Consider the following 25,375-nt stretch of genomic DNA (forward strand, 5'->3'; position numbering starts at 1 on the left):
GGACGTCCCCTTCACGGGAGGGCCGGTGGTGTGAGGAGAGCGTCCGCTGTTTGAGCCCCGTCCCCACGCGGGCAGGGACCGCCCGGGACGGTGAGGGGCGGGGCGGTGCCCCGGCCTGGGGCCGGCGGTGGCCGGACCGGATCGTCCCGGGACGGTCGGGGACCGTCGGGGGCTGTGGGGACGGGCTGGGGGAGGCGGGCGCGGGTGCGGGATGGAGACGTGCGGGACGGGGCCGGCCGGGAGCGGTGGCAGGCGTACGGGGACTACCTGCGGGGGCAGGCCGCGCAGGCGGGGATGGGCTCGCGCGACATGGCGGCGGCCCTCGGGAAGGCGGAGGGCGGCACGATGGCCTCCTCCAAGTCGCACATCGACCGGATCTACGGCGCGCAGGCCAGGCCGAAGCCGCCGGTGGAGTTCACCGTGGCCTTCCTGCGGATCACCAGCATCCGGGCCGGGCTCTCGCAGCAGGAGTTCGGGCGGCGGTGCGAGGAGGCCAAGGCCCTGCTCCGGGCGGCCATCGCGACACCGCCCCCCGTCCTCGTCGTCGCTCCGGACGGGGGGAGCCCCGCAGAGCTGCGGCTGGAACGGGACCTCGCGCGGGTGGAGCGGGACCTGGAGCGCGCCCTGAGGGCCGAGGAGCGGCTCAGGTACTCCCTCCGTGACGCGGAGATCCTCCTCTCGACGCTGTTCCAGATCGCCGATGCCCTGCGGGAGATCATCGTCGGGAACGGCGTCCGCGAGCTGCGGGCCCTGCGGAGCGCCGACGCGGAGGGCCTGGCCCGGGTACGGGCGGAGACCCGCGAAGCCCTGGCCCACCGGTCCACCGGCCAGCGGGAGGCCGACCGGGTCTCGGCGCGGATGCGGGTCCTGGAGGGCCTCTGGGACCGGGCCCGCACCGAGATCCAGCGCCTGTCCGCCCATCCCGACGCCGCACACCTGGCCGTCACCCGGTCCGGGCCCGGCGGGGCGGTCCAGCCGCTGGCCCCAGGCGAGTTGTTCACCCGGCCCGCCCTGGACGACATCGCGGCCGCGCTGGCGAAGGCACACCAGGTGAACGAGCGCGGGGAGCAGACCCTTCAGGACATCGACCGCGCCTTCGCCGAGAGCGGGGGCTTCCTGGAGCCGGACGACGAACTTGCGGTACTGGTCGCGCAGACGCGTTTCCCTGATCCGGAGTTGCGTTATCCACCCATTGCACGGATCGCTTCCGGCTGGCGTCACTCCGATGCGGCCCGGGAGGCGGTCCTCCGGCTGACCTACGATCCCGACGCGGGGGTTCGGGCCTCTGTCGCCAACGGTCTCGGTGACGGCTGGCCGGGTGATCCGGGGGTCTACGAGATGCACCGCGAACTCCTCGGTGATTCATCCGTGATGGTCCGCCTGACCACGGCGAAATCGCTCGCCCGGACGTGGCCCGACGACCTGCTCGCCTTCGAGGAACTCCGGTCTCTCCTCGACGACAGACGCCCGCATTTCCGTGAGAGTGCGGTTGCCGCGCTCGCGGAGTTCTGGCCGGGACACCCCGAAGTCCGTGCCGCCCTGCTGCGGTTCGTCGATGAACCGGGAGGTCAGGACGAGGAGGCCGCCAAGTTGCGCGCGTACGCGGTGACCGCGCTGGCGCAGGGCTGGCCGGATGACCCGCGGACCCAGGAGTGCGTGCTGAGGTCGGCCGAGGACCCGGATTTCCGCGTTCGAAGTGCGGTTGCCGGAGCGGTCTGCACCATCTGGCCCGGCACCCCCTCCGGACGGGACGTGGAGGTCCGGCTCGCAGCCGATCAGAGAGACGGCGTGCGTGAGTCCGTGGTCCACGCGCTCGCGGAGGGCTGGCCCGGAGACCTGACGGCGCGGGGGATCGTCATGGACCTGACCGGGCCTCCGGACGGGCCGCTGCAATTCCAGGCCATCCGCGCGCTGGCGCACGGCTGGCCCGGTGACGGGACGGTGCGCGATGCCCTTCTGCTGATGACGCACGACGGGAGGGAGGCGATGCGCGGGGCCGTGGCGTCCGCGCTTGCCGAGGGCTGGCCGGGTGACCCTTCGGCTCGTGAGGAGCTGGTGCGGTTGACCGGCGATCCCCTCGCGCGGCAGGAGGCCGTCGCGGCGCTCGTGAAGGGATGGGCGGGTGACCTCCAGGGGCGTGAAGCGGTCCTGAGGCTGGTCGGTGACCGGGACGCGAACGTTCGGCGGTACACGGCCACAGCTCTCGGCGGCGGCTGGGCCGGCGACTTGACGGCCCGTGATGCCGTTCTGGGGCTGGCCGGTGACCTGGTTCCCTCCGTTCGCGGGTCCGTGGCCTCTGCGGCGGCCGAGGGCTGGCCCGGTGATCCGTCGGCCGGTGAGGTCGTCCGGGGGCTGGCCGGGGACCGGATCCGGGACGTACGGCAGGGCGTGGCCCGTGCGCTCTCGACAGGGTGGGCCGGCGAACCGGCGGCCCGGGAAGCCCTCCTGCGGCTCGCCCGAGATCCGGACGCCACGGTCCGCGGGGCGGCGGCCGCCGCGCTCGGGGAGGGCTGGCCGGGGGATCCGGCGGCCCGGGCGGCGTTGGGGCGGCTGGCTGCCGATGTGGCTCCGGCGGTGCGGCGGGCCGCCTGGGAAGGGTCGGAGAAGTGGGCGGAGGCCACCGCAGGGGGCGGACCCGGGGGTTCGTAGGGTTCGGCGCATGACGAATCGTTTCAGTGATGCCTTCCTGCTCGAGGCCGAGCGGCATGCCGCCTGGGGTGCGGAACAGCTCCAGGTGCTCACCTCCTTCCTCCCCGAGGGCCCGTGGACGGCCGAATTGTCCTCCTGCACCTACCAGCAGGGCGGGCTGGAGCTGCGGGTCGCCGTGCTCGGGACGTACGACATGGACGAGCGGTCCTGGATGTGGGGCTGGGCCAACCCGGGCTGGCAGGGCGCCGAGGTGGTCGCTCTGACGGAGGCCGTCGGGAGCTACGGGCGGGCGCGCGGGATACCCGAGCTGGCCGACGGGCTCGTCGACCTGGCCGGGTTCGACGACCCGCACCGGGCGGCCGAGATGCTCGCCTTCACCGGCATGGGCGTGGCCGGGGCCCCCGGCTACCTGGGGCAGATGGCCGGCCCGGCCACGAGGGTCTACTTCCTGCCCGACGACCCGCGGGTCCCGCGGGCCGGTCTGGAGCCGGTGACCCTGCCGCGGGTCCTGGTCACCGGCGCGGGGCTGATCGGCCACTCGGCCCCGCAGGTCGTCCGGGGGTTCTTCGAGCACCACCGTGTGCCGCACCGGGTGGAGGCCGACCGGATCGTGGCCGAGCTGCCGGACGGGAACACGGCCGAGGTGGGGTTCGACGGCCTCGGGCGGATCTCCGGCGTGGGGGTCGACCGGATCGGCCGGTGACCGGGTGGGCCACCCCGCTGCCGGCTCAGATGCTGCGGGCGGTGATGTCGCCGTAGGTGGTGGTGGCGCGGAGGGTGAGGGCGGCCGCGGAGCCGTCGGTGTTGTTGAGGGCGTTGTGGATGCGGCCGTAGCCGGTGCCGGCGTCGAGAGTGGCGGAGACCCCGCGGGCAGCGCCGATGGTGATGTCGCCGTGCTGGGTGGTGAGGGTGACGGCTCCCTTGGCGGCCTCGGCGATGGTGATGTCGCCCTTCTGGGTGCTGATCTCCGCGGGCCCGTTCAGACGGCCCAGTACGACGTCACCGGCCTGGACGGTCACCCGCGCGGAGGCGGCCTCGTCCAGCTTGACCTGGGCCTGCGCGCCCTCGAAGACGACGGCCCCGAGCCGTCCGACGCCCCGGAGGTCGGCCGCGGCCGCCTTCGCCTCGACGCGGGAGCCGGCGGGCAGCTGGACGGTCACCTCGACGGCGCCGGAGTGGCCGAGGAGCCGGTTCTTCGCGGGGGCGGCCGCGACCCGCAGCACGCCCTCGCGGAAGTCGACCGTGATCTGCTCGGCCGCTTTCACGTCGCGGCTCTTGGCGGGGTTGGCCGGGCGGACCTCGACGGTGGCGTCGGAGCGGTCCGCGGCGATGAGCTGGACGAGTCCGGCCGGGATGTCGAGGACGGCCGAGACGGGGGCGGTGGCGGCGAACTTCTGCATCGTGGTCTCCTGCGCTCGGCGTTTGCTCTTCTGTGTTTCCGACATGAGAAACGCTATGTTGCGTTCAGGGGAGTGGCAACAGCGGGGTTGCATGACTTTGGTGTATGTGCAGGTCAGAGGCGAGAAATCGTTGCAGTGAGCCTGTGGTTTAACGCAACGAATTCCCGTCGCTCGTTGCAATGGAATGGAAGTGAACGCCACGCCCGGGGCGGGGTCAGGGCCCGCAGGACTCCGCGAGGTACGTCGCGGCCAGGGTGCCCGCGCGGGTGAGCCAGTCGTGCAGTACCGCCACTTCCTCCGGGCTGTACGTCGCGAACAGCTGCGCGAGGAGCGCGTAGTACGGCTCGTACACGTCGCGGACGCGCTGCGCGGCCTCGGGTACGGCGACCACGCGCACGCGGCGGCCGTCGGTGGGGTCGGGCTGCCGGGTCACGTACCCGCCGCGCTCCAGCCGGTTGACGATGCCGGTGACGGCGCCGGTGGTGACGTGGGCGCGGGCGGCGAGGTCGCCGGCGGTGACGGGGGTGTCCCCGGCCTCGAGGACGTACGCGAAGCAGACGAGGTCCGTCGGGCTGAGGCCCAGGTTCCGGGCGAACTCCTGCTGGGCCACCATGCTCGTCGCCATCAGGTCGTCCATCGCGCTGATCGCGGCCGGAACCGACGCCTCGGGGCGGGGCGGGCTGCCCTCCATTGAAAATCCCTTAGTACCTAAGATAAATTGCTTACTGGCTAAGACATCATAGGTCGACAGGGGTGGCGTATGAGCGCACACGGATACGACGAGGGCCACACGGTCGCCGGCTGGGCGGGAACCGCCGTCGCCTGCGCCGGGGCCGCGGTGATCGGCCTGGGGGTCTGCGGTTGGACGCCCGGCATATGGATCGGGCTCGCCGTGACGGCGGCGGCCGCCGTGCTCACCTGGGTGCTGCACCTGGCGGGCTGGGGCAAGGGGCCCGGCCCGCGCCCGAAGGAGCACTGGCCCCTGGGTGCCCGCGACCACACCGCGCGCGAGGGGCACGCCGCATGCCTCGGGTGCCGGATGGCCGGCCGGCGGCCCGTCGCCGCCGGGGCCCTCACTCGATGAAGAGGCTCCGGCCGTGGCCGGTGGTGGTCACGCCCGGGTCGATCTGCTGCGTCACCTGGCCGTCGCAGTCCGTGCCGGACCACACCCACGCCGTCTCGTCCGTGAGGTTGGCGACCTTCGGCGGGGCGAAGTCGCCCAGCCGGTAGCAGCCTGACGGGTCCTCGTGCTCCGTCCCGTCGATGATCAGGGCCCCTGCCGCCGCCTGCGCCGCGCCCGCCGGGGTGGCCAGAGCCAGCAGCGCGGCTGCCGCGCACGCTCCCAGGGCCTTACCCGCGCGTCGTGCCGTTCGCCTCATCCGTCCGTCCGCCTCTCGCCCGCGTGACCAGCTGTCGTCGCTGATGGTAGCGAGCGGTGGCGCAGGGTGACGGTCGCTGTGGCGGCTGGGCGGGGCGCGTGTTCAGACGCCGGTCAGCGCCGGGACGTCCAGGGTGCCGAACCAGACGTGGGTCACCGCGCTGACGTAACGGGCGCCGCAGCGGTCGGACGGGACGACCAGCTGGCTGCCCGTGCCGTCCAGCTCCTCGCCGTCGAGGCGGGTGGCCAGGAGGACCGGGCTCCCGCAGAAGTCGTCGTCCAGCTCCGCCCAGGACAGGACCGTGTGGTGGCCGTCGCCGCCGCTGACCGCGAGGAGGTAGCGGCCGCGGTCCTTGCGGCGGCGGACGTCGAAGACCGGGCCGGCGCCGGAGATGACGTCCCGCAGCAGCACGCCCTCGAATACGTGGTGCTGCGGGCCGTTCGTCGCGCAGTCGAAGACGACCTCCGCCCGGTGCCGGGGCCATCGCCGCAGGTCGGCGACGGTCAGGCGGGCCGGGTGGTCGAGGTCGCCGTGCAGCAGGAGTGAGGCCATGGACCAGTCATGCCCCGCTGGAGAGGCAGTGGAACCTCATCTGCGAGGTTGAGAGGGTCCTATGAGCCGCATCTGTGTGATCAATTGGCGTTTCCGCCTTGCAGCTTCTGGTGGATTGCCCGCCACACCACATCACGTGTCACCGGCAACTCGGTGAAGCGGATCCCCGTCGCGTTCCTCAGCGCGTTCGCGAAGGCCGGAGCCACCGGGTTGAAGGGGCTCTCGCTCATGGACTTGGCGCCCAGCGGGCCGATCGCGTCCGAGGTCTCCATGAAGTGGACCTCCGTGCGCGGGACGTCCGCGTACTGCGGGAGCCGGTAGCGGCGGAAGGCGGCCGTGGTGACCTCCCCGCGCTCGTCCACCCGCACCGTCTCGAAGAGCGTGGCGCCCAGGGCCTGGGCCACACCGCCCTCCACCTGCCCCCGGCACTGCATCGGGTTCATGACCTTGCCCGCGTCCGCCGCGTGCACGCTGCGCAGGATCCTCATCTCGCCCGTGTCCGGGTCCACGGCGAGGCGGAACCACTGGGCGTTGAAGGCGACCGAGCGCGGCGAGCCGCCCCAGTGGCCGTCCGCCGCGATCTCCTCCAGCGCGCCCCGCTCCCAGGCGGCCTCGTACAGCTCCTTGAGGGTGACGACACGGCCCGCGCAGTCGAAGGCCTCGGCCTCCAGCCTGCACAGGTGCCGGGCCACGCCGGTGTGGCGGGCGGCGAAGGTCTTCAGGCGCTCCGCCAGCGCGTCGGCCGCCAGCATCACGGCCTTGCCCGCCACCACCGTGCCGGCCGAGCCGAACGCGCCGGTGTCGTGGCGGACCACGTCGGTGTCGGACTGGCGGACGGTGATCCGGTCGACCGTGGTGTTCAGCGCGCCCGCGGTGATCTGCTTGTGGACGGTGGTGGTGCCGTTGCCGAACTCCGCGGTGCCCACCGCAATGTCGTACGTGCCGTCGCGCAGCAGGCTGACCCGGGCGTCGGCGAAGTGGCCGCCGGGAGGACCGGTCGCGATCATGGCGACGGCCGATCCGGTGCCGGTCAGCCAGCCCTCGGGGACGTCCTCGTGGCTGCGGTCCTCGGCCTCGGCCCTGCGCACGACGTCCAGGCACTGCTTCATCCCGTACGAGGCGATGAAGAGGTCCTGCTCGTGGCCGATCGGGGTCACCATGTGGTCGCCCGCGCCGATCACGTTCTTCTCGCGCAGCACCAGCGGGTCCATGCCGAGGCGGAGGGCGAGCTCGTCCATCACCGATTCGAGGGCGAACAGGACCTGGCCCAGGCCGTAGCCGCGGAAGGCGCCCGCCGGCACGGTGTTGGTGTACACCGAGTACGCCTCCACCTCCTTGTTCGGCGCCCGGTACACCGCGAAGGACTCGCCGGCGCTGTGGAACATGACGGCCGGGCCGTGGTTCCCGTAGGCGCCCGTGTTGGCGACGATGCGCATGCGCAGCGCGGTGAGCGTGCCGTCCCTCTTCGCACCGATCCTGATGGTGATCTTGAACGGATGGCGGGTGGTCGCCCCGTAGAACTGCTCGGCCCGGGTGAACTCCAGCTTCACCGGGCGGCGCAGCTTCAGGGCGGCCAGGACCACGATGTCCTCGGTGAGCATCTCCTGCTTGCCGCCGAAGCCGCCGCCCACGCGGCCCGCGACGACGCGGACCTCGTCCTCGTTCAGGCCGAAGAGCGCGCACAGCGCCCGCCGGGCCAGGAAGGGGGCCTGGCTGGAGGTGCGGACGGTGATGCGTTCGCCGTCGCCCTCCTCCTTGGGTTCGAAGTAGGCCACGCAGCCGTGGGTCTCCAGGCTGGCGTGCTGTACGCGCTGGGTCTGGAAGGTCTCCTCGTAGACGACGTCCGCCTCGGCGTACCCCTTCTCCATGTTGCCGATCGTGCCGTGGACCTCGCCGCACACGTTGTTCTCGGCACGGAAGATCCCCGACTCGGGGCCCTTGGGGTGCAGGACCGGCGCGCCGGGCAGCATCGCCTCCTCCGGGTCGACGACGTACGGAAGCTCCTCGTAGGTGACGACCACGCGCCGGCAGCCCTCCTCGGCGGCCTGCTCGCTGTCGGCGACCACGGCAGCCACGCGCTGGCCGACGAAGCGGACCACGTCGTCCAGGACCCGGGTGTCCATCGGGTCCTCGGTGGGGTGTTCGTGGCGGGCGGAGGAGTAGAGGTGAGCGGGGGCGTCGTGGTGGGTGAAGACGGCGTGCACGCCCGGGACCTGGAGGGCGTCGCGGGTGTCGATGCCGACGATGCGGGCGTGCGGGTGCGGGGAGCGCAGCAGCTTCATGTGCAGCATCCCGGGCACCTCGACGTCGAAGGTGTAGCGGGCGGTGCCGGTGACGACCTGGGGGCCGGCCGGGGCGCCGGGGCTGCGGCCGACGGCCTGGCCGGCCTCGGGCTCCTCGATGTGCCTGACCCCGCGGACGGCGTCCTCGATGGCGCGGTAGCCGGTGCAGCGGCAGATGTTGCCCTTGAAGGCGCGCGGGAGGTCGTCGAGCTTGCCGTCGTCGTGGGCGGTGCCCCGCTCGGCCTGGAGGGCGGAGGTGGTCATCAGGAATCCGGCGGTGCAGAAGCCGCACTGGAAGCCCTGGGCCTCCAGGAACTGCTTCTGCGCCGGGTGGAGGTCGCCGCACGGGGAGGCGAGGCCCTCGACGGTGGTGACGGAGCGGCCCTCGGCGCGGACGGCGGGGTAGAGGCAGCTGTGCACCGGCTGCCCGTCGACGTGGACGGTGCAGGCCCCGCAGTCGCCCTGGTCGCAGCCCTTCTTGACGCCGAACCAGCCGCGTTCGCGCAGGTAGGTGCGCAGGCACTGGCCCGCCCGGGGCTCGTCCTCGAAGCGCTGCTCGTTGATCTCGATCTCGTAGCTCATCGGGGTCCCTCCGGAAGGCAGAGTTCACGGCGGATCTGCTCGGCCTGGAGCAGGGCCATGTGCCGCCGCCACTCGGGCAGTCCGTGGATGTCGTCGAACCACTCGCCGGGGCGGACGGCGGTGTCGATCGCCTCGCGGAGTCCGGCCGCGGTGGGCGGCAGGGCGAACCAGAAGCGGAACGGGCGGGTGGTCGCGGCGGTGACGGTGACGGCGAGGGAGCCGTCCTGGGGGTCGCCGGTGCCGATCACCAGGGAGCCGGAGCGGCCGAGTCCGTAGAGGGAGGCCTGGCGGAAGGCCGTACGGGCCTCCAGGGCGCGGGCGGGCAGGCGGACCGAGCGCAGCATCTCGCCGTCGCGCAGGTCCTTGACGCCGGCGCCGCGGATGAACTCGGTGACGGGCATGCGGCGGGTGGCGCCGTCCTGGCCCTGGAGCAGGACGGTGCCGTCGAGGGCGGCGGTCAGGGAGATGACCGGGCCGGCCGGGAGGCCGTTGCAGAGGTTCCCGCCGACGGTGGCCATGTTCCAGATCTTGAAGCTGGCCAGGAAGGCCCGGCAGCACTGCTCGAAGAGCGGGGCGGCGGGGGCGGGCAGGCTGCGGCCGAAGCGGGACAGTTCGGTGATGGTGCAGGTCGCGGCGATGTCGAGGGAGCCGTCGGGCTGCCAGGACAGCGGTGGCCAGCCCATCCGGGACAGGTCGACGAGGCGGCGGATGTGGGGCTGCGGCTCGGAGAAGAGGTAGGTGCCCCCGCCGAGGAAGGCGTCGCCGGGGCGCCAGGGTTCGCGGCGGCGGGCATCGCGCACGGCGACCACCGTGTTGAGGTCCATTTCGCGCCACCAGCCTCTCTGTCGTCCGGGCGTGGACTTCAGTGAAGCAACGGCGAAGGGGGCGAAACGACTGGTCCAGGCCACGGAAACGAACGAGTCCCGAGGGGGTCGCCCTGGGTGATTCACCAAGGGGCACAGACAGGGCTTAGGCGGGCGGTGTCCTTGCATTTACGATGAGGTTCCTCGTATTCACCTGGCGAATGTGGGCCACCCCCACCGCAAGGAGTCCCTGCCATGCACGTCCTCGACCTGCTCCGGTCCGACAATCTCGGCCTCACCCTGCTCTGGGGCGAAGAAGCGCTTCTCGGCCAGGAGGTCAGCGGGGTCACCGCCACCGACCTGGAGGACCCGGGCCGCTTCCTCGGGCCCGGCGAGCTCGTGCTGAGCGGGCTGGTGTGGTGGGCGGACGGCGACCTGGCAAAGGCGGACCGTTTCGTCTCCGCGCTCGCCGACGCCGGGGCCACCGCCCTGCTGGCCGGGGAGGAGACCCACGGGCGGGTTCCCGAGGCCCTTGTGGACGCCTGCCGGGCGTACCGGGTGCCGATCGTGGCCGTCCCGGCGCGGACCAGCTTCCGGGCCGTCACCGAGGCCGTCTACCTCAGGCATTGGGGGGACCTGAGCCGCCGGCCCACCCGGACCTTCGCCCTCCCCGCGAACGTGCGCGCCGAGCTGAGCCGGCTGCTGGAGAACGGAGCCGGGCCCGGCGAACTGCTGGAGCGGGCCTGCGCGCACCTGGGCCGCGTGGACTGCTACCTGCTCACCGCGAGCGGGCGCACCGTGGCCCGTACGCCCGCCGCGCCGGCGATCCCCGCCCAGCGGGAGGCGTCCCCCTCGCGGGGCGGGCTCACGCTGCGGATCGAGGCCGACGGCTCCCCGTACGACGCCTGGCAGCTCCACGTCCCCGACGCGGACGCGGCTCCCCCGCGCGTGCTGCACGAGATCGCCGAGGTGCTGGCCCAGCACCGCGACGGGCCGGCCCACCGCCGGACCGCCGCCGCGCGGGCGGCCGGGCGGGAGCTGGCCGGGCTGCTGGCCGGCGACTGCGAACCGGCCGCGCTGGACGAGGCCCTCACCGCCGCCGGACTCCCCGCGCGCGGGCCGTACCGGGTGCTGGTGGCGACCTCCGGCCCGGCCTTGGCCGAGGCCCTTGAACACCTGGAGGGGCTGCCGTGGGCGCTGGGCGAGGCACCCGGGGGCGAAGCCGTGGCCGTCCTGTACGAGGACCCCCGCGCGCAGACCGACACGGTGGCCGGGCTGCGCGCCCTGTGGCCGCTGCTCCAGGTCTGCGGGGGCCCGGAGGCCGACCTGCGCCTGGGCGCGGGCGCCACCGCGGTCGGCCCGGAGGACCTGCGGGCCTCCCTGACCCAGGCCCGCTTCGCGCTGACGGCCGCCGACGCGGTGGCCCCCGTGCGGGGCGTCGAGCAACTGGAGACCCTGGGCGGGCTGATGGCCGGGGTGCCCGAGGAGGTCCGGGCGGTGTTCGGCGAACGGGTGCTGGGTGCCCTCGGCGACGGGATGCTGCGGGAGACCCTGGAGGTCTTCCTGGCCAACAACTGCTCCTGGGCCCGGACCGCGCAGGCGCTCCACCTGCACGTCAACACCGTGCACTACCGGATGGAACGGGTGCAGGTCCTGACCGGCCGCGACCTGTCCCGCCTGGACCACAAGCTGGACCTGTACGCGGCCCTCCGCTGCCGCTGACCGAAACCCCTACTGCCCGCCGGGCCCACCGGATCCATCGGGGCTCTTGGGCGCGAGGGGCACGTCCACGTACACCTCCGTCGACTTCACCCGGGCGGTGACGCTGACGCCCACCTCGATGCCCAGCTGCTCCACCGACTCCCGGGTCACCACGGAGACGATCCGGTGCGGACCCGACTGGATCTCCACCAGGGCCGCCACGTCGTCCAGCCGTACCGCGGTGACGATCCCCGCGAAGGAGTTCCGTACGGAGGTGACCGCGGCACGCTCGGGCAGCGGGTGCAGTCCGGCGGCGCGTTCCTTGGCGAACGCGGCGAGCACCGGCCCGTCGACGGCCCGCGTGCCGTCGGGCGCGCGCAGTGCGGGCAGCCGCCCGGAGTCGGCCCAGCGGCGGACGGTCTCGGGACTCACGCGCAGCAGACCGGCGGCCTGACCGATGGAGTACGTGGGCACCCGGCCACCCTATCGGCGGGGGCCCGCGCAACGGCCGGGGCGGAGCACTCGGACGGCCCCTTCCAGGTTGTGCGTCATGCGCTCCAGCACGCCGACGGCCGTCCGGTACTCCTTGACGGATATGCCCGCCGTCGACCGCTCCCGGAAGGCCCCGACGCACGCGCCGGCCTCGGCGAGGCGGTCGCGGCCGCTATCGGTGAGGGCGAGCCGCCCCGGCTGCGGGCGCAGGACCCAGCCGCCCGCGAGGACCGCCTCGATGGCGGCGGTCAGGGCCTGGTCGGTGCGGTTGAGCCAGGAGCCGATGGGTTTCATGGCGGGGAGTCAGCTCCCGGTGAAGGCAGAGGCGTTCTCGGCGGCCCACTGCGCGTAGGTGCGGGCGGGCCGGCCGAGGAGGGATGCGGTGGTGTCGGCGATGGCGGCGGGGCCATGGCATGCGGCGGCCCACAGGTCGAGCAGCGAACCGGCCACCCGCGCGGGCATGAAGGCGGACATCTGCCGCTCGGCGGCCTCACGGGATATCTGCTCGACCGGGATCTCCCGGCCGATGGCCGCGGAGAGCACGGCGAGCTGCGCGCGGAAGGTGAGCGACTCCGGGCCCGTGAGGGTGAGGGAGCGGCCCGTGAGGGAGTCGCCGGTCAGGGCCTCGACGGCGATGTCGGCGATGTCCTCGGGGTGGATGGGCGCGATGTGCGCGTCGGGGTAGGCGAGCTGGACCGGCATCGACCGGCCGACGGGGTACGCCCAGGCGAGGGAGTTGCTCGCGAAGGCGTCCGGGCGCAGGAAGGTGCAGGTCAGCGAGGAGGCCGCGAGGGCGCGCTCGACCTTGAGGCTGTGGCCGGCGAGCGGGTCGGTCTCGGCGTCCGGGCCGAGGACCGAGGAGGAGGACAGCAGCACGACATGCTCGACGCCGACGGCCTCGGCGGCCTTGACCAGCTCCTCGATCCCGGAGGGCTCGGGATAGAGGAAGACCTGCCGGACGCCGTCGAGCGCGGCGGCGAAGGTCTCGGGCCGGTCGAGCGCGAGCTCGAAGACCTCGACCCCGTCCGGGACGGTCGGTTCGGCCGGGCGGGCGCTGGCGGCACGGACGCTGTGGCCGGCGGAGTACAGGCGGGCGATGACGCCCTGGCCGACCTTGCCGCGGGCACCGGTGATGAGGGTGGTCATGGAGAAGGCTCCGCTCCGCTCGACGCGATCGTGGGACCGTGATCGTGGACTGGAATCATTGACTGAAGACATATGCATGCTGTCACGCACACGTTTTCATGTCAACACATGTCTGCGGAGGGTCACGTAGATACGATGGGCCCATGAAGAAGCACGAGGGGGAGTCGGCCGTCGAGGCCGCCGTGGCCGATGAACTGCTGAACGCCGTGGGCCCCGCCTTCGGGAAGCTGCGCCGCTCCTCGCTCCTGGAGGTCGAGCACCCGATCTCCGCGAAGGACCTCAGCAGGACCCTCGTCCTCAACGTGGTCCTGGAGATCGCCCAGGACGACACCCGCGAGGTCACCGTCGGCGCCGTCGGCTCGCACCTGGGCGTGGACCCCTCGGTGGCCAGCCGCATGGTGTCCGACTGCATCTCGGCCGGCTACCTGGTCCGCGCCGCCTCCCAGCGCGACGGCCGCCGCACGGTCCTGCACCTCAGTCCCGGCGGCGAGGAGCTGATGGCCCGCTTCCGCCGTCACCAGCGCTCGGCGTACGAGTACGTCACCGCCGACTGGAGCGAGCGCGACCGGCTGGAGCTCGCCCGCCTGATGGTGAAGTACGTCGCCTCCCAGGAGGCCCTGCGCCGCCCGTAGCCCCCGTCCGGCCGCCCGCGCCGCAGCCGTTCACCGGGCGGCGGCGGCCCCCGCCTGCAGGGAGGCGACGTAGCGGGAGGTGAAGAGCATCGGCAGGACGAACCCGGCGGCCTGCACGGCCGTGGCCGCCGTCGAGTGCCCCTGGCCCGCGTGGGCGAGGAGCGCGAGGGCTCCGGCGGTCAGCGCGAAGGCGGCCGTCCAGACGCCGGTGATGACCGTGTTGGCCCGGACGAAGGGCCGCAGCCCCCAGACCTCGCGCGGGGTGGTGCGCTTGGCGATGCCCAGCGTGAAGGGCCGGCGGATCAGCAGCGAGACGGCGGCGACCAGGGCCAGGACGCCCGAGGAAAGGGCCGCCGAGTAGTCGTGCACGCCCGAGTGCGGGTCGGTGAAGGCGATGCCCGCCAGGGCCGCGAAGAAGACCGCCGAGCCGGTCTCGATGATCAGCGCGTCGAACCCGGCCCCCTCGCGCCGCTGCTGGAGGATCATCGCCACCGCGGCCACCAGTGCGGCGAGCGCGCCCCACTGCCACTGGGCGGACGGGATGACCGCGAAGACGATCCACGGAAGGAAGGTGCGTACGTACGACATCGAAGACCCCCGGTTGCTGCTGCTGCCGCTCGCGCGGCCCGCCGCCCTGACGTTCCTGTTCTGACACCCCGAATGTAGACGTTCCAAGACTGACATGTCAATGTTGGAATGTAAGGTGAAGGGTATGAGCCTTCGACACGCCCTCCTCGGACTCCTCTCCGAACGCCCGGCCAGTGGCTACGACCTGCTGAAGCGCTTCGAGACCTCACTGGCCAACGTCTGGCCCGCCACCCAGAGCCAGGTGTACGGCGAACTGGCCAAACTCGCCGCTGCCGGGCTGATCAGCGTCTCGGCGGAGGGCCCGCGCGGCCGCAAGGAGTACACCCTCACCGACGAGGGACTGGCCGAACTGCGCCACTGGCTGACGGAGACCAAGCCGCAGCGCAACACCCGCAGCGACATCCTGCTGAGGGTCTTCTTCCTCGGCGTCCTGCCCCCCGAGCAGGCCGGCGCCTACCTGACCGGCCTGATGGAACTCTCCGACCAGGAGTACGAGGCCCTGCGCGCCCTGGAGCAGTCGATCGACTGGGGCGCGGACAACCTGTCGGTGCACGGCCGGATCGCCCTGGAGTACGGCCTCCGCTTCAACGCGATGCGCCGCGACTGGGCCCGCTGGGCGGCCGCCCAGCTCGGCTAGGGCCGCCGCCCCCGGCTCGGCAGACGGCGAAGAGGGCCGGACCGCCACAGCGGTCCGGCCCTCTTCGCCGGCGCGGGCCCACAAGGGTGGACCGCGTTACGCCGTCACTCCGTCACTTCGCACCCATCGCGTACCGGTACGAGAAGTGGACGATCTCCCAGACCGTCTCCAGCTCCTGCGCCGTCCTCGGCCCGTACACCAGCACCACGGCCTGGACCGGGTGGTGCACGCCCCAGCCCGCGGCGATCACGTCCTCCTCCGCCTCCTTCGGGAGCGTGAGGTGGAGCGAGCCGTCGTGGTGGGGGTGGATGTGGGCCCACTCCCTACCGCGCTGGAAGGCCTCGACCGGGCCCGTGCCGATGCCCTCGGGGATGAAGAGGGACCGGGCGTGCGGGACCGAGACCAGCGTGGGGGCCATGTAGACGTACGGCAGCGCGCGCATCCGTCCCCACAGCTCCTCCTGCAGCATGATCGGGGAGATCTGCGAGCCCTGGCCGTGCGGGGCAGGGCCGAAGACCCGCGGGGCCGCGCCTTCGCGGGGCGTCAGCGTGAGCATGGCGGTGTTCCTTTCCGGCCGGCGACCCGGCCGCAGCGTGCGCTTCCCAAGGGGGCTGCGGCGGGTGAGCGTCAGGCGTTCGCCTTGGTGGCGAGCTGCTCGAGCACCTGGAGGACCGCGGTGGCGACCTCGGCGTCGTCGCCGGGGTGGGTCTCGGCGAAGCGGGTGACGGAACCGGCGACGGAGAGGCGGGCCTCCTCGAGCACGGCCGCGCCGGCGATGCCGGCCGACTTGCGGGTCTCGTCCTGCGCCCACACGCCGCCGTAGCTGCCGAAGGCGGTACCGATGACGGCGACCGGCTTGCCGGTGATCGCGCCGGTGCCGTACGGGCGGGACAGCCAGTCGATCGCGTTCTTCAGCACGGCGGGGATGGTGCCGTTGTACTCGGGCGAGACGAGCAGGAGCGCGTCCGCGCCCGCCACCGCCGCCCGAAGGTCGGCCGCCGCACCGGGCACGGAACCCTCGACGTCGATGTCCTCGTTGTAGAAGGGGATCTCCGCAAGACCCTCGTGGATCTCGACGGAGACGTGGCCGGGCGCGTGCTTGACGGCCGCCTCGGCCAGTTGACGGTTGTGCGAGCCGGCCCGGAGGCTGCCGACGAGGGCGAGGACGCGCACGGTCATGATCGGACTCCTTGGTGAGAGACGCTGCAGGTCGGATCCCGCGGCGAACACCGCGATCCCGGTCCCGACGGTAGGCGCGGGCGCCGGAGTGCTGCCTGAGCACCGCTTGAGGACCAGGTCACGGGGGGTGCCGCGAACCCGGTCCCGACCGTAGGCGGGGGCGTCACCGGGCGGATCAGTAAGGTTTCTGGCAGGGGCTACGTAACTCCGCCGGGAGCGGCGAGGGTTGCGTAGGTGCGCCGGGGGAGGCGCGGGCAGCGAGGGGGGAGCGGCACATGCTCTACGGGCGGCAGGCCGAGGAAGCGGCGCTCGACGCGCTGCTCGAGGCGGCGCGGGAAGGCCGCGGGGGCGCGCTCGTCCTGCGCGGGGAGGCGGGCATCGGCAAGTCCGCCCTGCTGGACCGCATCCCGGCCGGCCCGGGGCACACGCTGCTGCGGGTGGGCGGCTGCGAGGCCGAACGCGACCTCGTCGGCGCCGCCATGCTCCAGCTGCTGTGGCCCGTACAGGACCTGGTCGTCCAGCTGCCCGGCCCACAGGCGCAGGCACTGCGCACCGTACTCGGCGGCTCCGCCGGGCCCGCCGACCGGTACACGACCGGGCTCGCCCTGCTCACCCTGCTCGCCCGCCTCGCCGAGTCCGGCCCGGTGGTCTGCGTGGTCGACGACGCCCAGTGGCTGGACCAGAGCAGCGCGGACGCCCTGCTCTTCGCGGCCCGGAGGATCGCCGCCGAGCCGGTGGCCCTCGTCTTCGCCGCGCGCGACGAGGGCTTCGACGCGCGCGGCCTGCCCGAACTCCACCTCCCCCGGCTGGACCGGCGGGCCGCCTCCGAACTGCTCGACCGCTACCGGCTGTCCGCCCCGCGCCGCGCCCAGGTCCTGGAGAGCGCGGACGGAAACCCCCTGGCCCTGCTGGAATTCGGCCGCGACGGCCGGGGCGCGGGGCCCTGCGGCGGCCGGCGGGTCACCGACCGCGTGCTCGCCTCCTTCCGCGACACCATCGCCGAACTGGACGAGGACGTACGGCTGCTGCTGCTCACCGCCGCCGCGGACAGCAGCCGTGACCTGGCCTCCGTACTGGCCACCGTCGACGCGCTCGGCGGCAGCGGGCCCGAGGCGCTGGAGTCGGCGGAACGGTCGGGACTGCTCCGGGTCGACGTCGCCGGGGCCGCCTTCCGGCACCCGCTGATGCGCGCCGCCGCCTACCAGGGCGCCGCCTCCGTCCACCGCACCCGCGTCCACCGCGAACTCGCCGCCCGCGCGGCCGACGCCGACGTCCGCGCCCACCACCTGGCCCTGGCCGCCCTCGGACCGGACGCCGCCGTGGCCGCCGAGGTCTCCCGGGCGGCCGACCGCGCCCGGGACCGGGCCGCGCCCGCCATCGCCTGCGACCTCTACCAGCGCGCCGCTGCCCTCTCCACCTCCCTGCCGGACCGCGGACGGAGGCTGCGCCGCGCCGCCGCCGCGGCCGTGGCGGCGGGGGACCTGCCCCTGGCCGCCACCCTGGCCGCACAGGCGTGCCCCCTCGCCGGCACCGGACCGGAACGGGCCGCCCTCGCCGAGGTCCGCGCCGCCGTGGAGTTCGAGCGTGGCGACCAGGCCGCCGCGGCACGGATCCTGGTCGCGGGCGCCCCGGAAGCCGGCCCCGGACCGGCGGCGGCGATGCTGCGCACCGCGGCGACGTACGCCTGGTTCTCCGGGGACGCCGACTCGGTACGCGCCTGCGCCCGGCTCCTCCCCGGCGACCACACCGTCCAGGGCATGGCCGGGCTGGTCGACGGCGACCACCGGGCCGGGCTCGCCGCGCTCGCCGCTGCCGCCGCCGAGGGCGGCCCGGGCATGCGCCCCGTCTACGCGGCGGCCCTGCTCGGCGCCGACGACCGGGTGGAGGAACTGGTCACCGCCGAAGTGGCCCGCAGACGCCGGGAAGGCCTGGTGGGCGGGCTCCCCGAGGCGCTGCAGATGCTCGCCCGGCTCCAGGTGATCCAGGGCCGCCACCGCGACGCGGAGGCGTCGGTGGCCGAGGCCCGGGCCGTCGCCGAGGACTGCGGGATGCCCCAGCGCGTCGGCCGGCTGGACGTGGCCCTGGCCCGGATCGCCGCGGTCGAGGGGGACCCGGAGCGGTGCCGGGCGGCGGCGGGCGGGACCGTCGACGGCGGGATAGCGGTGGCCTGCACGCTCAGCCTGCTCGACCTGGGCCTGGGCCGCTACGAGGAGGCACTGGACCGCCTGGAGTCGGCGTGGACCCGCCCGGGCCACTACATGACGGCCCTGGTGTCCGCGACCGGCGACCTGGTCGAGGCCGCCGTCCGGCTCGGCGCCCCCGAACGCGCCCGGCTCCCGTGGCAGCGCCTGGCGTCCTGGGCGCAGGCCGGCGGGCAGCCCTGGGCCCGGGCCCTCGCGCTGCGCTGCGAGGCGCAGCTGACGGGACGTGAAGGGGCCTTCGCCGAGGCCGAGCTCCTCCACGGGCAGGGCGGCCGCCCCTTCGAGGCCGCCCGCACGCTGCTGGCCCATGGGGAGTGGCTGCGCCGCGCCCGCCGCCAGGCGGAAGCGCGGGCCCGCCTGCACTCCGCCCTGGAGGTCTTCGAGCGCCTGCGCGCAGCCCCCTGGGCCGAGCGCACCCGCGCCGAACTCCGCGCCGCGGGGGAATCCGCCGCCCCGGCCGTCCCCACCGCCCGCGCCCTCGCGGACCGCCTCACCCCGCAGGAGCTCCAGGTGGTGCGCCTGGCGGCCGAGGGCCGCAGCAGCCGCGAGGTCGCCGCCCTGCTCTTCCTGAGCCCGCGCACGGTGGAACACCACCTCTACAAGGCCTACCCGAAGCTGGGCATCCGCTCCCGCACGGAACTGGCCCGCCTGGACCTGGACTGACCGTCGCTACCGCGCCTCCACGAGCGTCGCGAAGCCGGCGCAGAGCAGGCGCAGGCTCCGGGTGAACTTCTCGTCCTGGCTCAGGTGCGGCATCGAGGGGCCCATGAGCAGGGGGAACCGCTCGCGCAGTTCGGCGTGGAGCTCGGGGGTGACGGCGGGGGGCGCGGCCGGCTGGTTCTGTTCCTGGAGGACGAAGCCGGTGACGTGGCTGAGCAGGGTGTCGGCGGCGATGCCGCAGTGTCCGGCGGGCAGGCCGGCGTCGAGGAGGGTGCGCAGCAGCCGTTCCATCAGGGAGAGGGCGCCGGTGCTGAGCGTGCCGGGGCTCTCGGCGAGGAGCTGGGCGCCGCCGGGGTGCTCCTTGATGCTCAGGCGCAGGGCGGTGGCCTGTGCCTCGACCTGCTCCTGCCAGGCGGCTGCGGGCGGGAGGCCCGCGAGGGCCTGCGTTCCGGCGTCGTACGCCCGCCGGCAGACCCGGTCGGCCATCAGCGCGAGCAGTTCGTCCTTGCCGCGCACGTGGTAGTAGAGGCTGCCCGCATGGGTGTCGAGGCGGTCGGCGACCTGGCGCATGGACAGGTTCTGGTAGCCGACCTCTGCGAAGACGGCCATGCCCGCGTCGACGATGCGCTCCTTGGTGAGCTTCATGCGTTCCACCGTACAACGTATTCCAACACTGTTGGAATCTCTGCTAGCTTTGCCCCAACAGATTTTCGAACGGTGTTGGAAACGCCGTCGCCAGGGGGAGGAGCCGGAGCATGGAGGCGATCGTCTTCAACGTGACCACGGCCGCGCTGATGGTCATGATGGTCAACTGCGGGCTCGGCGTGGTCGGGCGCGGCACGCTGCGGTCGCGACCGCTGCCCTGGGCGGCCGTCGCCCTGACCGCCGTCGCCGTCGGCGGGGTCGTGCTCCAGCTGCTGTGGTCCGGGGCCATGGACGCGCTGGACGCGGACCCGGCCAAGTCCGGCTGGTGGCGCGAGTTCACCTCGGTGTTCATGCAGAACGGCGGCCTCTTCGGCGGCCTGTGGAACCTCGTCACCCTGGCCGCGGTCGCCGCGCTCGCCCAGTGGTACTGGGGCGGCCCGCTGACCCTCGGCTTCTTCCTCGCCGGCATCGTGCTCCCCGGCCGGATCGACGCCCTGCTCGGCTTCGGCGGCGGCCCGGGCATCGACCCGCGCAACTTCGCCGGCAGCTCGGGCGCCACCTACTTCCTCGGCGCCACCCTCGCCCTCGCCTTCCTCACCCGCACCCGCCTCCCCAAGGAGATCGCCCTGGCGGTGGGCGTCCCCGCCCTCGGCCTCGCGATGTGGCTGACGCAGGAGAACGGCCACGGCCTGGTGGCCGCCTACGGCTTCGCCCTCGCAGCGGCAACCTGGATGATCCGCCGCCACCTCCCCCACCCCACGCCGACCCACACGACCACCTGACCCCCGCCCGCCCCGAACCGGGGAAACGCCAGAGGGCCGGACCGCTCGCGCGGTCCGGCCCTCTCGCCTGCTTTACGTCTGCTTACACCTGCTTACGGCCCTCGGGGCCGTACCACTGAAGCGGCTGGCCGGTCACAGCGGCGATGCTTTCGAAGTCGTGGTCACAGTGCAGGAGGGTGAGCCCCTGCAACTCGGCAGTCGCGGCGACGACGAGGTCCACCGCACCGGCGCTGCGGTGCTTGCCCTGCTTGGTGAGGGCCTCCTGAACCTGCCAGGCGCGGTCGTAAGCCCGGTCGTCGACGGGGACCCAGCCGAAGAGCAGTCGCACGTCCTCGATACCGCGCGCCCGGTCGGCAGCCGACCGGGCGCTGTAGAAGAACTCCAGCTCGGTGATGGGGCACGTGGCGATCAGGCCGGCGGCCGCCGCCTGGTCCCAGCCGTACTGCTCCGCGTCGCCCCGCATGAAGCGGGCGAGGGCGCTGGTGTCGATCAGGTAGAGAGCGGCGTTCAACGTCGGTAGTTCCGCTTGTCCTCGAAGAGGGTCAGATCGAACGCGCCTTCGTCGGCCGCGGCGCGCAGGCGGGTCAGGGCCAGCGCCCGCCGCCTGTTCTCCAGCACCTCGCGCAGGGCTGTGTTGACCGTCTCCTTCTTGGTGCTGGTCCCCAGGGCCTTGGCCACGTCTGCCACCAGCTCGTCATCGAGGTCAATCACTGTCCGACTCATGATGCACCTCCTTGATATCAAGTATGGAACCAAGTGTATCTCGCGCAGTTCATCGATGCCACGGGCGACGGGGGCGACGCGCACGAGGCCCTGACCGCGGACGGTGCCGGGGAAACGCCAGAGGGCCGGACCGCTGATGCGGTCCGGCCCTCTGGGCTGGCGGAGGATACGAGATTCGAACTCGTGAGGGGTTGCCCCCAACACGCTTTCCAAGCGTGCGCCCTAGGCCTCTAGGCGAATCCTCCGCCGCAAACAATACAAGACGTTGAGGGGTGCTCGCGAACACGATCCGGATCGGGGGGCGGGGCGGGGGAGGGCGGTCGGGGCGGGCTCGATTCCGGGGGGTTCCATCCGCTAGGGTGGGTGCCAGCCCCTCACGTGGCGCTATCTCACCCAACTCCCCCAGGGCCGGAAGGCAGCAAGGGTAAGTGGGCTCTGGCGGGTGCGTGGGGGGCGCTTTGCGTTCCGGGGGCGGCGGCGGGCGGCCGTTGTCGGTGGGCCCGGATAACCTCGTAGACGTGTCGTCCCTTGCGCTGTACCGCCGCTATCGCCCCGAGTCGTTCGCCGAGGTCATCGGGCAGGAGCATGTCACTGTCCCGCTGATGCAGGCCCTGCGGAACAACCGGGTCAACCACGCGTACCTGTTCAGCGGGCCGCGCGGGTGTGGAAAGACGACCAGCGCGCGCATCCTGGCCCGCTGCCTCAACTGTGAGCAGGGTCCCACTCCCGACCCCTGCGGCGAGTGCCAGTCCTGCCGTGACCTGGCGAGGAACGGGCCGGGCTCGATCGACGTGATCGAGATCGACGCCGCCTCCCACGGTGGTGTCGACGACGCCCGTGACCTGCGCGAGAAGGCCTTCTTCGGGCCCGCGTCCAGCCGGTACAAGATCTACATCATCGACGAGGCCCACATGGTCACCTCGGCGGGCTTCAACGCCCTGCTGAAGGTGGTCGAGGAGCCGCCGGAGCACCTCAAGTTCATCTTCGCGACGACCGAGCCCGAGAAGGTCATCGGGACGATCCGGTCGCGTACGCACCACTATCCGTTCCGGCTCGTGCCGCCCGGGACGCTGAGGGACTACCTCGGCGAGGTGTGCGGGCGCGAGGGCGCCGAGGTCGAGGACGGGGTGCTGCCGCTCGTCGTGCGGGCCGGCGCCGGGTCCGTGCGTGACTCCATGTCCGTCATGGACCAGCTCCTCGCCGGTGCGGGCGAGGAGGGTGTGACGTATGCCATGGCCACCTCCCTGCTCGGCTACACCGAGGGCTCGCTGCTCGACTCCGTCGTGGACGCCTTCGCCGCCGGGGACGGGGCCGCCGCGTTCGAGGTCGTCGACCGGGTGGTCGAGGGCGGGAACGACCCGCGCCGGTTCGTCGCCGACCTGCTGGAGCGGCTGCGCGACCTGGTGATCCTGGCCGCCGTGCCCGACGCCGGGGAGAAGGGGCTCATCGACGCCCCCGCCGACGTGGTGGAGCGGATGCAGGCGCAGGCTTCGGTCTTCGGCGCCGCCGAGCTCAGCCGCGCCGCCGACCTGGTCAACGCCGGGCTCACGGAGATGCGCGGGGCCACCTCGCCGCGCCTCCAGCTGGAGCTGATCTGCGCCCGGGTGCTGCTCCCGGCCGCCTTCGACGACGAGCGGTCCGTGCAGGCCCGGCTCGACCGGCTGGAGCGCAGCGGTCCGCCCGCCGGTGCCGCCTTCGCCGGCTCGTCCGCCGGGCCGGTGGCCATGGGGTACGTGCCCGGACCCGACGTCCACGGGATGGCCCCGGCCGGGCCGGGGGGCGGGGTGGCCGCCGCGCGTGCCGCTGTACGGGGCCCCGTGGCGGATGCCGGGCCGGTGCAGGCGCCCGCTCCCGCGGCGGTTCCGGCCCCGGCAGCGGTACCGGCGCCCGTGGCCGAGCCGGCGCAGGCTCCCGTTCAGGCCCCGGCTCCGGTTCAGGCCCCGGCTCCTCCCGTTCAGACGCCGCCCGCGCAGGCGCCCGGGGCGTGGCCCGGTGCCGCGCAGCCCGGCAGCGGCGCGCCCGCGCCCGCCGCGCCGCCCGCCGCCTCCGCGCCCGGTGCCTGGCCCGGAGCCGGTGGTGGCGCTCCCGCCGCGGGGGCCTGGCCCACCGCGGCCGCGCCCGGCAGCGGCGCCCCCGCACGGACGCCCGCTCCGGCCCCCGCGCCGGCGCAGGCCGCGCCCGCCGCGGCCGGTTCCGCCGCGCCCTCCGCCGAGATGGCGGCCGGGGCCGGGCAGGTGCAGGCGATGTGGCCGGGCGTGCTGGAGGCCGTCAAGAACCGCCGCCGCTTCACCTGGATCCTGCTCAGCCAGAACGCCCAGGTCACCGGCTTCGACGGGACCACCCTGCAGCTCGCCTTCCCCAACCCCGGAGCCCGCGACAACTTCGCGAGCAGCGGCAGCGAGGACGTCCTGAAGGCGGTGCTCGCCGAGCAGTTCCAGGTGCACTGGAAGATCGACGCCGTCGTGGGCGGAGGGAGCCCCGCTCCCTCGGCACCCTCGTACGGGGCCCCGGCCGGCCCCGCCTACAGCCCGCCCCCGGCGCCCGCCTACAGCCCGCCGCCCTCTCCGGCGTCATCCCCGCAGGCCCCCGCCCCGCAGCAGCAGCCGTCGCAGCCGCCGGCCCCGCAGGCGGCCCCCGCGCCGCAGCCGCCCGTGCAGCACGCGCCGCCGCCGGTGGCCCCCGAGGACGACGTGCCCGAGGCGGACGATCCCGACCTCGTCGACAGCGCCCTGACCGGACACGACCTGATCGTGCGCGAGCTCGGAGCGACCGTTGTGGAGGAATACACGAACGAGTAGGCCCCCGGTATTGGGGTGGCCGCACGAAACCGGCCACGCCGTCCGGGCTACCCTGGGCGGCGTGAAGGTCCTCGTCATCGGCGGCGGCGCCCGCGAACATGCCCTGTGCCGCTCTCTGTCCCTCGACCCCGACGTCTCCGCGCTGTACTGCGCCCCCGGCAACGCCGGCATCGCCGAGGTGGCCGAGCTGCGCCCGGTCGACGCCCTCGACGGCGACGCGGTCGCCGCGCTCGCCACGGAACTCGGCGCCGACCTGGTCGTCGTCGGCCCGGAGGCACCGCTGGTCGCCGGGGTCGGCGACGCCGTCCGCGCGGCCGGCATCCCCGTCTTCGGCCCGTCCGGCGAGGCGGCGCAGCTGGAGGGCTCCAAGGCCTTCGCCAAGGACGTGATGGCCGCCGCAGGCGTCCCGACCGCCCGCAGCTACGTCTGCACCACCGCCGAGGAGGTCGACGCGGCCCTGGACGCCTTCGGCGCCCCGTACGTGGTCAAGGACGACGGCCTCGCCGCAGGCAAGGGCGTCGTCGTCACCGAGGACCGCGAGGCCGCCCGGGCGCACGCCGCCGGCTGCGACCGCGTCGTCATCGAGGAGTACCTCGACGGCCCCGAGGTCTCCCTCTTCGCCATCACCGACGGCGTCACCGTGCTGCCGCTCCAGCCCGCGCAGGACTTCAAGCGCGCGCTCGACGGCGACGAGGGCCCCAACACCGGCGGCATGGGTGCGTACTCCCCGCTCCCGTGGGCCGACCCGAAGCTGGTCGAGGAGGTCCTGGAGACCGTCCTCCAGCCGACCGTGGACGAGCTCCGCCACCGCGGCACCCCCTTCTCCGGCCTGCTCTACGCCGGTCTCGCGCTCACCGGCCGCGGTACCCGGGTGATCGAGTTCAACGCCCGCTTCGGCGACCCCGAGACCCAGGTCGTCCTCGCCCGGCTGCGCACCCCGCTGGCGGGCGTGCTGCTGGGCGCCGCGAACGGCACCCTGGACACCCTGCCGCCGCTGACCTGGAGCGACGAGGCCGCCGTCACGGTGGTCATCGCCTCGCACAACTACCCCGGCACCCCGCGCACCGGGGACCCGATCGAGGGGCTCGCCGAGGTGGCGGCCGAGGACGGCCCCGAGGCGTACGTGCTGCACGCCGGGACCCGCCGGGAGGGCGATTCCGTCGTCAGCGCGGGCGGCCGCGTGCTGTCGGTGACGGCGACCGGCACGGACCTGGCGCAGGCCCGCGAGAGGGCTTATAAGGCCGTCGCACGGATCCGGCTCGACGGTTCCCAGCACCGCACGGACATCGCCGCGAAGGCGGCCGAGGGCCGCTGACCAGCAGGCCCGTGAGTACCGGGGGCCCGGGGCGCGACGGCGCGCACCGGGCCCTCGCGTGCGCCCGCGTGCGCCTGCCTCCAGCGGCGCTCGAGCGCACCCACCTTTGCCCAAAGCCATTCCATCGGGTGATGGTCCCCTTGTCCGCCTGACGGCCGCGTGCGCCCCAACTAGGGTGCGGCGCAAGCATTCCGGCACATGGCCCACCGGCATTGCGATGTCAGTGGCG

The 25,375-nt window shown here is 73.7% G+C and carries 25 protein-coding genes, 1 tRNA gene and 1 other RNA gene; 11 read left to right on the top strand and 16 right to left on the bottom strand.

The genetic code is table 11. The annotated features are described in order from the left end of the window. The first annotated feature begins 204 nt into the window (after positions 1-204). On the top strand, positions 205-2,649 hold the full coding sequence (locus BX286_RS19395) for a HEAT repeat domain-containing protein (RefSeq protein ID WP_148710280.1): 2,445 nt from the start codon (positions 205-207) through the stop codon (positions 2,647-2,649). A 10-nt stretch (positions 2,650-2,659) separates the two neighbouring features. After that, positions 2,660-3,352: a DUF6882 domain-containing protein gene (locus BX286_RS19400; protein ID WP_121015626.1), complete on the top strand. Its 693-nt coding sequence runs from the start codon at positions 2,660-2,662 to the stop codon at positions 3,350-3,352. Positions 3,353-3,377: 25 nt separating this feature from the next. Here BX286_RS19400 and BX286_RS19405 read toward each other — a convergent pair whose 3' ends face one another. Together BX286_RS19405 and BX286_RS19410 are read right to left on the bottom strand one after the other, a co-directional pair. Further along, on the bottom strand, positions 3,378-4,049 hold the full coding sequence (locus BX286_RS19405; RefSeq protein WP_121015628.1) for a DUF4097 family beta strand repeat-containing protein: 672 nt from the start codon (positions 4,047-4,049) through the stop codon (positions 3,378-3,380). A gap of 214 nt (positions 4,050-4,263) precedes the next feature. Continuing rightward, positions 4,264-4,740 carry a MarR family winged helix-turn-helix transcriptional regulator gene (locus BX286_RS19410; protein ID WP_079428842.1) on the bottom strand — a complete coding sequence of 159 codons (477 nt, stop codon included), beginning with the start codon at positions 4,738-4,740 and terminating at the stop codon, positions 4,264-4,266. Between the two features lie 69 nt (positions 4,741-4,809). On the opposite strand from BX286_RS19410, the gene BX286_RS19415 reads away from it, so the two are divergent. Then, the gene (locus BX286_RS19415; protein ID WP_079428844.1) at positions 4,810-5,133 is read left to right on the top strand and encodes an HGxxPAAW family protein; all 324 of its coding nucleotides are present in this window, start codon (positions 4,810-4,812) and stop codon (positions 5,131-5,133) included. Here BX286_RS19415 and BX286_RS19420 read toward each other — a convergent pair. The 4 genes from BX286_RS19420 to BX286_RS19435 all read right to left on the bottom strand — a co-directional run bounded on the left by BX286_RS19420 (position 5,123) and on the right by BX286_RS19435 (position 9,668). Beyond that, on the bottom strand, positions 5,123-5,428 hold the full coding sequence (locus BX286_RS19420; RefSeq protein WP_079428846.1) for a hypothetical protein: 306 nt from the start codon (positions 5,426-5,428) through the stop codon (positions 5,123-5,125). The genes BX286_RS19415 and BX286_RS19420 overlap by 11 nt on opposite strands. 102 nt (positions 5,429-5,530) lie before the next feature. Beyond that, positions 5,531-5,980, bottom strand: coding sequence for a molybdopterin-dependent oxidoreductase (locus BX286_RS19425; RefSeq protein WP_100863269.1), 450 nt, complete (start codon positions 5,978-5,980; stop codon positions 5,531-5,533). A gap of 80 nt (positions 5,981-6,060) precedes the next feature. Then, the gene (locus tag BX286_RS19430) at positions 6,061-8,844 is read right to left on the bottom strand and encodes a molybdopterin-dependent oxidoreductase (RefSeq protein ID WP_121015630.1); all 2,784 of its coding nucleotides are present in this window, start codon (positions 8,842-8,844) and stop codon (positions 6,061-6,063) included. Continuing rightward, the gene (locus BX286_RS19435; protein WP_100863267.1) at positions 8,841-9,668 is read right to left on the bottom strand and encodes a xanthine dehydrogenase family protein subunit M; all 828 of its coding nucleotides are present in this window, start codon (positions 9,666-9,668) and stop codon (positions 8,841-8,843) included. The genes BX286_RS19430 and BX286_RS19435 overlap by 4 nt, the downstream gene beginning before the upstream one ends. A gap of 234 nt (positions 9,669-9,902) precedes the next feature. Between BX286_RS19435 and BX286_RS19440 the strand changes: the two genes are divergently transcribed. After that, the gene (locus BX286_RS19440; RefSeq protein WP_121015632.1) at positions 9,903-11,369 is read left to right on the top strand and encodes a PucR family transcriptional regulator; all 1,467 of its coding nucleotides are present in this window, start codon (positions 9,903-9,905) and stop codon (positions 11,367-11,369) included. Positions 11,370-11,378: 9 nt separating this feature from the next. Here BX286_RS19440 and BX286_RS19445 read toward each other — a convergent pair whose 3' ends face one another. Genes BX286_RS19445 through BX286_RS19455 form a run of 3 tightly spaced genes read right to left on the bottom strand, consistent with a single transcriptional unit; the run spans position 11,379 to position 12,986 of the window. Then, a complete protein-coding gene (locus tag BX286_RS19445) occupies positions 11,379-11,822 on the bottom strand; it encodes a molybdopterin-binding protein (protein WP_079428854.1) in 444 nt (147 codons plus the stop codon). A gap of 9 nt (positions 11,823-11,831) precedes the next feature. Continuing rightward, complete coding sequence (locus tag BX286_RS19450; RefSeq protein WP_121015634.1) at positions 11,832-12,134, bottom strand: hypothetical protein; 303 nt, start codon at positions 12,132-12,134, stop codon at positions 11,832-11,834. Positions 12,135-12,143: 9 nt separating this feature from the next. Next, complete coding sequence (locus BX286_RS19455; protein ID WP_121015636.1) at positions 12,144-12,986, bottom strand: NAD(P)H-binding protein; 843 nt, start codon at positions 12,984-12,986, stop codon at positions 12,144-12,146. A 143-nt stretch (positions 12,987-13,129) separates the two neighbouring features. Between BX286_RS19455 and BX286_RS19460 the strand changes: the two genes are divergently transcribed. After that, positions 13,130-13,618 carry a MarR family winged helix-turn-helix transcriptional regulator gene (locus BX286_RS19460; RefSeq protein ID WP_079428860.1) on the top strand — a complete coding sequence of 163 codons (489 nt, stop codon included), beginning with the start codon at positions 13,130-13,132 and terminating at the stop codon, positions 13,616-13,618. A 30-nt stretch (positions 13,619-13,648) separates the two neighbouring features. Here the strand turns inward: BX286_RS19460 and BX286_RS19465 are convergent, their stop codons facing one another. Next, positions 13,649-14,206, bottom strand: coding sequence for a hypothetical protein (locus tag BX286_RS19465; RefSeq protein WP_079428862.1), 558 nt, complete (start codon positions 14,204-14,206; stop codon positions 13,649-13,651). A gap of 124 nt (positions 14,207-14,330) precedes the next feature. On the opposite strand from BX286_RS19465, the gene BX286_RS19470 reads away from it, so the two are divergent. Continuing rightward, positions 14,331-14,843, top strand: coding sequence for a PadR family transcriptional regulator (locus tag BX286_RS19470; RefSeq protein ID WP_079428864.1), 513 nt, complete (start codon positions 14,331-14,333; stop codon positions 14,841-14,843). Positions 14,844-14,955: 112 nt separating this feature from the next. On the opposite strand, the gene BX286_RS19475 is transcribed toward BX286_RS19470, so the two are convergent. Both BX286_RS19475 and BX286_RS19480 read right to left on the bottom strand, forming a co-directional pair. Further along, on the bottom strand, positions 14,956-15,399 hold the full coding sequence (locus BX286_RS19475; RefSeq protein ID WP_079428866.1) for a luciferase family protein: 444 nt from the start codon (positions 15,397-15,399) through the stop codon (positions 14,956-14,958). Positions 15,400-15,470: 71 nt separating this feature from the next. Beyond that, positions 15,471-16,022, bottom strand: a complete 552-nt coding sequence (locus BX286_RS19480; RefSeq protein WP_079428868.1) for an NAD(P)H-dependent oxidoreductase — start codon at positions 16,020-16,022, stop codon at positions 15,471-15,473. A gap of 275 nt (positions 16,023-16,297) precedes the next feature. Here BX286_RS19480 and BX286_RS19485 point away from each other — a divergent pair, with 275 nt between their 5' ends. After that, on the top strand, positions 16,298-18,886 hold the full coding sequence (locus BX286_RS19485; protein WP_121015638.1) for an AAA family ATPase: 2,589 nt from the start codon (positions 16,298-16,300) through the stop codon (positions 18,884-18,886). Between the two features lie 6 nt (positions 18,887-18,892). Here BX286_RS19485 and BX286_RS19490 read toward each other — a convergent pair whose 3' ends face one another. Beyond that, positions 18,893-19,528: a TetR/AcrR family transcriptional regulator gene (locus BX286_RS19490; protein WP_121015640.1), complete on the bottom strand. Its 636-nt coding sequence runs from the start codon at positions 19,526-19,528 to the stop codon at positions 18,893-18,895. A 110-nt stretch (positions 19,529-19,638) separates the two neighbouring features. Between BX286_RS19490 and BX286_RS19495 the strand changes: the two genes are divergently transcribed. Continuing rightward, on the top strand, positions 19,639-20,310 hold the full coding sequence (locus tag BX286_RS19495; RefSeq protein WP_121015642.1) for a hypothetical protein: 672 nt from the start codon (positions 19,639-19,641) through the stop codon (positions 20,308-20,310). A gap of 82 nt (positions 20,311-20,392) precedes the next feature. Here BX286_RS19495 and BX286_RS19500 read toward each other — a convergent pair whose 3' ends face one another. The 3 genes from BX286_RS19500 to BX286_RS19510 form a co-directional block, all read right to left on the bottom strand. After that, entirely contained in the window at positions 20,393-20,821 is a 429-nt protein-coding gene (locus BX286_RS19500) for a PIN domain nuclease (protein WP_100863258.1), read from the bottom strand. Then, positions 20,818-21,033 (bottom strand): type II toxin-antitoxin system VapB family antitoxin, encoded by a 216-nt coding sequence (locus tag BX286_RS19505; protein ID WP_079428878.1) that lies wholly within the window; start codon positions 21,031-21,033, stop codon positions 20,818-20,820. Before BX286_RS19505 ends, BX286_RS19500 begins: the two co-directional genes overlap by 4 nt. Before the next feature lie 157 nt (positions 21,034-21,190). Next, positions 21,191-21,278, bottom strand: a tRNA-Ser gene (locus BX286_RS19510). 120 nt (positions 21,279-21,398) lie between these two features. On the opposite strand from BX286_RS19510, the gene ffs reads away from it, so the two are divergent. The 3 genes from ffs to purD all read left to right on the top strand — a co-directional run bounded on the left by ffs (position 21,399) and on the right by purD (position 25,146). After that, positions 21,399-21,497: signal recognition particle sRNA small type (ffs, locus tag BX286_RS19515), an RNA gene on the top strand. A 54-nt stretch (positions 21,498-21,551) separates the two neighbouring features. Continuing rightward, positions 21,552-23,831, top strand: a complete 2,280-nt coding sequence (locus BX286_RS19520; RefSeq protein WP_121015644.1) for a DNA polymerase III subunit gamma and tau — start codon at positions 21,552-21,554, stop codon at positions 23,829-23,831. Positions 23,832-23,892: 61 nt separating this feature from the next. Next, a complete protein-coding gene (gene purD, locus BX286_RS19525) occupies positions 23,893-25,146 on the top strand; it encodes a phosphoribosylamine--glycine ligase (protein WP_079431843.1) in 1,254 nt (417 codons plus the stop codon). Positions 25,147-25,375 lie beyond the last annotated feature (229 nt).

The organism is Streptomyces sp. 3211.6 (assembly GCF_003634815.1).
Taxonomy (GTDB): domain Bacteria; phylum Actinomycetota; class Actinomycetes; order Streptomycetales; family Streptomycetaceae; genus Streptomyces; species Streptomyces katrae_A.

Coding starts and splice junctions, on each gene's coding strand:
- BX286_RS19460 (WP_079428860.1), top strand. CDS start 13,130: ATGAAGAAGCACGAGGGGGAGTCGGCCGTCGAGGCCGCCGTGGCCGAT.
- BX286_RS19450 (WP_121015634.1), bottom strand. CDS start 12,134: ATGAAACCCATCGGCTCCTGGCTCAACCGCACCGACCAGGCCCTGACC.
- BX286_RS19435 (WP_100863267.1), bottom strand. CDS start 9,668: ATGGACCTCAACACGGTGGTCGCCGTGCGCGATGCCCGCCGCCGCGAA.
- BX286_RS19485 (WP_121015638.1), top strand. CDS start 16,298: ATGCTCTACGGGCGGCAGGCCGAGGAAGCGGCGCTCGACGCGCTGCTC.
- BX286_RS19495 (WP_121015642.1), top strand. CDS start 19,639: ATGGAGGCGATCGTCTTCAACGTGACCACGGCCGCGCTGATGGTCATG.
- BX286_RS19480 (WP_079428868.1), bottom strand. CDS start 16,022: ATGACCGTGCGCGTCCTCGCCCTCGTCGGCAGCCTCCGGGCCGGCTCG.
- BX286_RS19455 (WP_121015636.1), bottom strand. CDS start 12,986: ATGACCACCCTCATCACCGGTGCCCGCGGCAAGGTCGGCCAGGGCGTC.
- BX286_RS19440 (WP_121015632.1), top strand. CDS start 9,903: ATGCACGTCCTCGACCTGCTCCGGTCCGACAATCTCGGCCTCACCCTG.
- BX286_RS19405 (WP_121015628.1), bottom strand. CDS start 4,049: ATGCAGAAGTTCGCCGCCACCGCCCCCGTCTCGGCCGTCCTCGACATC.
- BX286_RS19430 (WP_121015630.1), bottom strand. CDS start 8,844: ATGAGCTACGAGATCGAGATCAACGAGCAGCGCTTCGAGGACGAGCCC.
- BX286_RS19425 (WP_100863269.1), bottom strand. CDS start 5,980: ATGGCCTCACTCCTGCTGCACGGCGACCTCGACCACCCGGCCCGCCTG.
- BX286_RS19490 (WP_121015640.1), bottom strand. CDS start 19,528: ATGAAGCTCACCAAGGAGCGCATCGTCGACGCGGGCATGGCCGTCTTC.
- BX286_RS19415 (WP_079428844.1), top strand. CDS start 4,810: ATGAGCGCACACGGATACGACGAGGGCCACACGGTCGCCGGCTGGGCG.
- BX286_RS19400 (WP_121015626.1), top strand. CDS start 2,660: ATGACGAATCGTTTCAGTGATGCCTTCCTGCTCGAGGCCGAGCGGCAT.
- BX286_RS19470 (WP_079428864.1), top strand. CDS start 14,331: ATGAGCCTTCGACACGCCCTCCTCGGACTCCTCTCCGAACGCCCGGCC.
- BX286_RS19505 (WP_079428878.1), bottom strand. CDS start 21,033: ATGAGTCGGACAGTGATTGACCTCGATGACGAGCTGGTGGCAGACGTG.
- BX286_RS19410 (WP_079428842.1), bottom strand. CDS start 4,740: ATGGAGGGCAGCCCGCCCCGCCCCGAGGCGTCGGTTCCGGCCGCGATC.
- BX286_RS19465 (WP_079428862.1), bottom strand. CDS start 14,206: ATGTCGTACGTACGCACCTTCCTTCCGTGGATCGTCTTCGCGGTCATC.
- BX286_RS19420 (WP_079428846.1), bottom strand. CDS start 5,428: ATGAGGCGAACGGCACGACGCGCGGGTAAGGCCCTGGGAGCGTGCGCG.
- BX286_RS19475 (WP_079428866.1), bottom strand. CDS start 15,399: ATGCTCACGCTGACGCCCCGCGAAGGCGCGGCCCCGCGGGTCTTCGGC.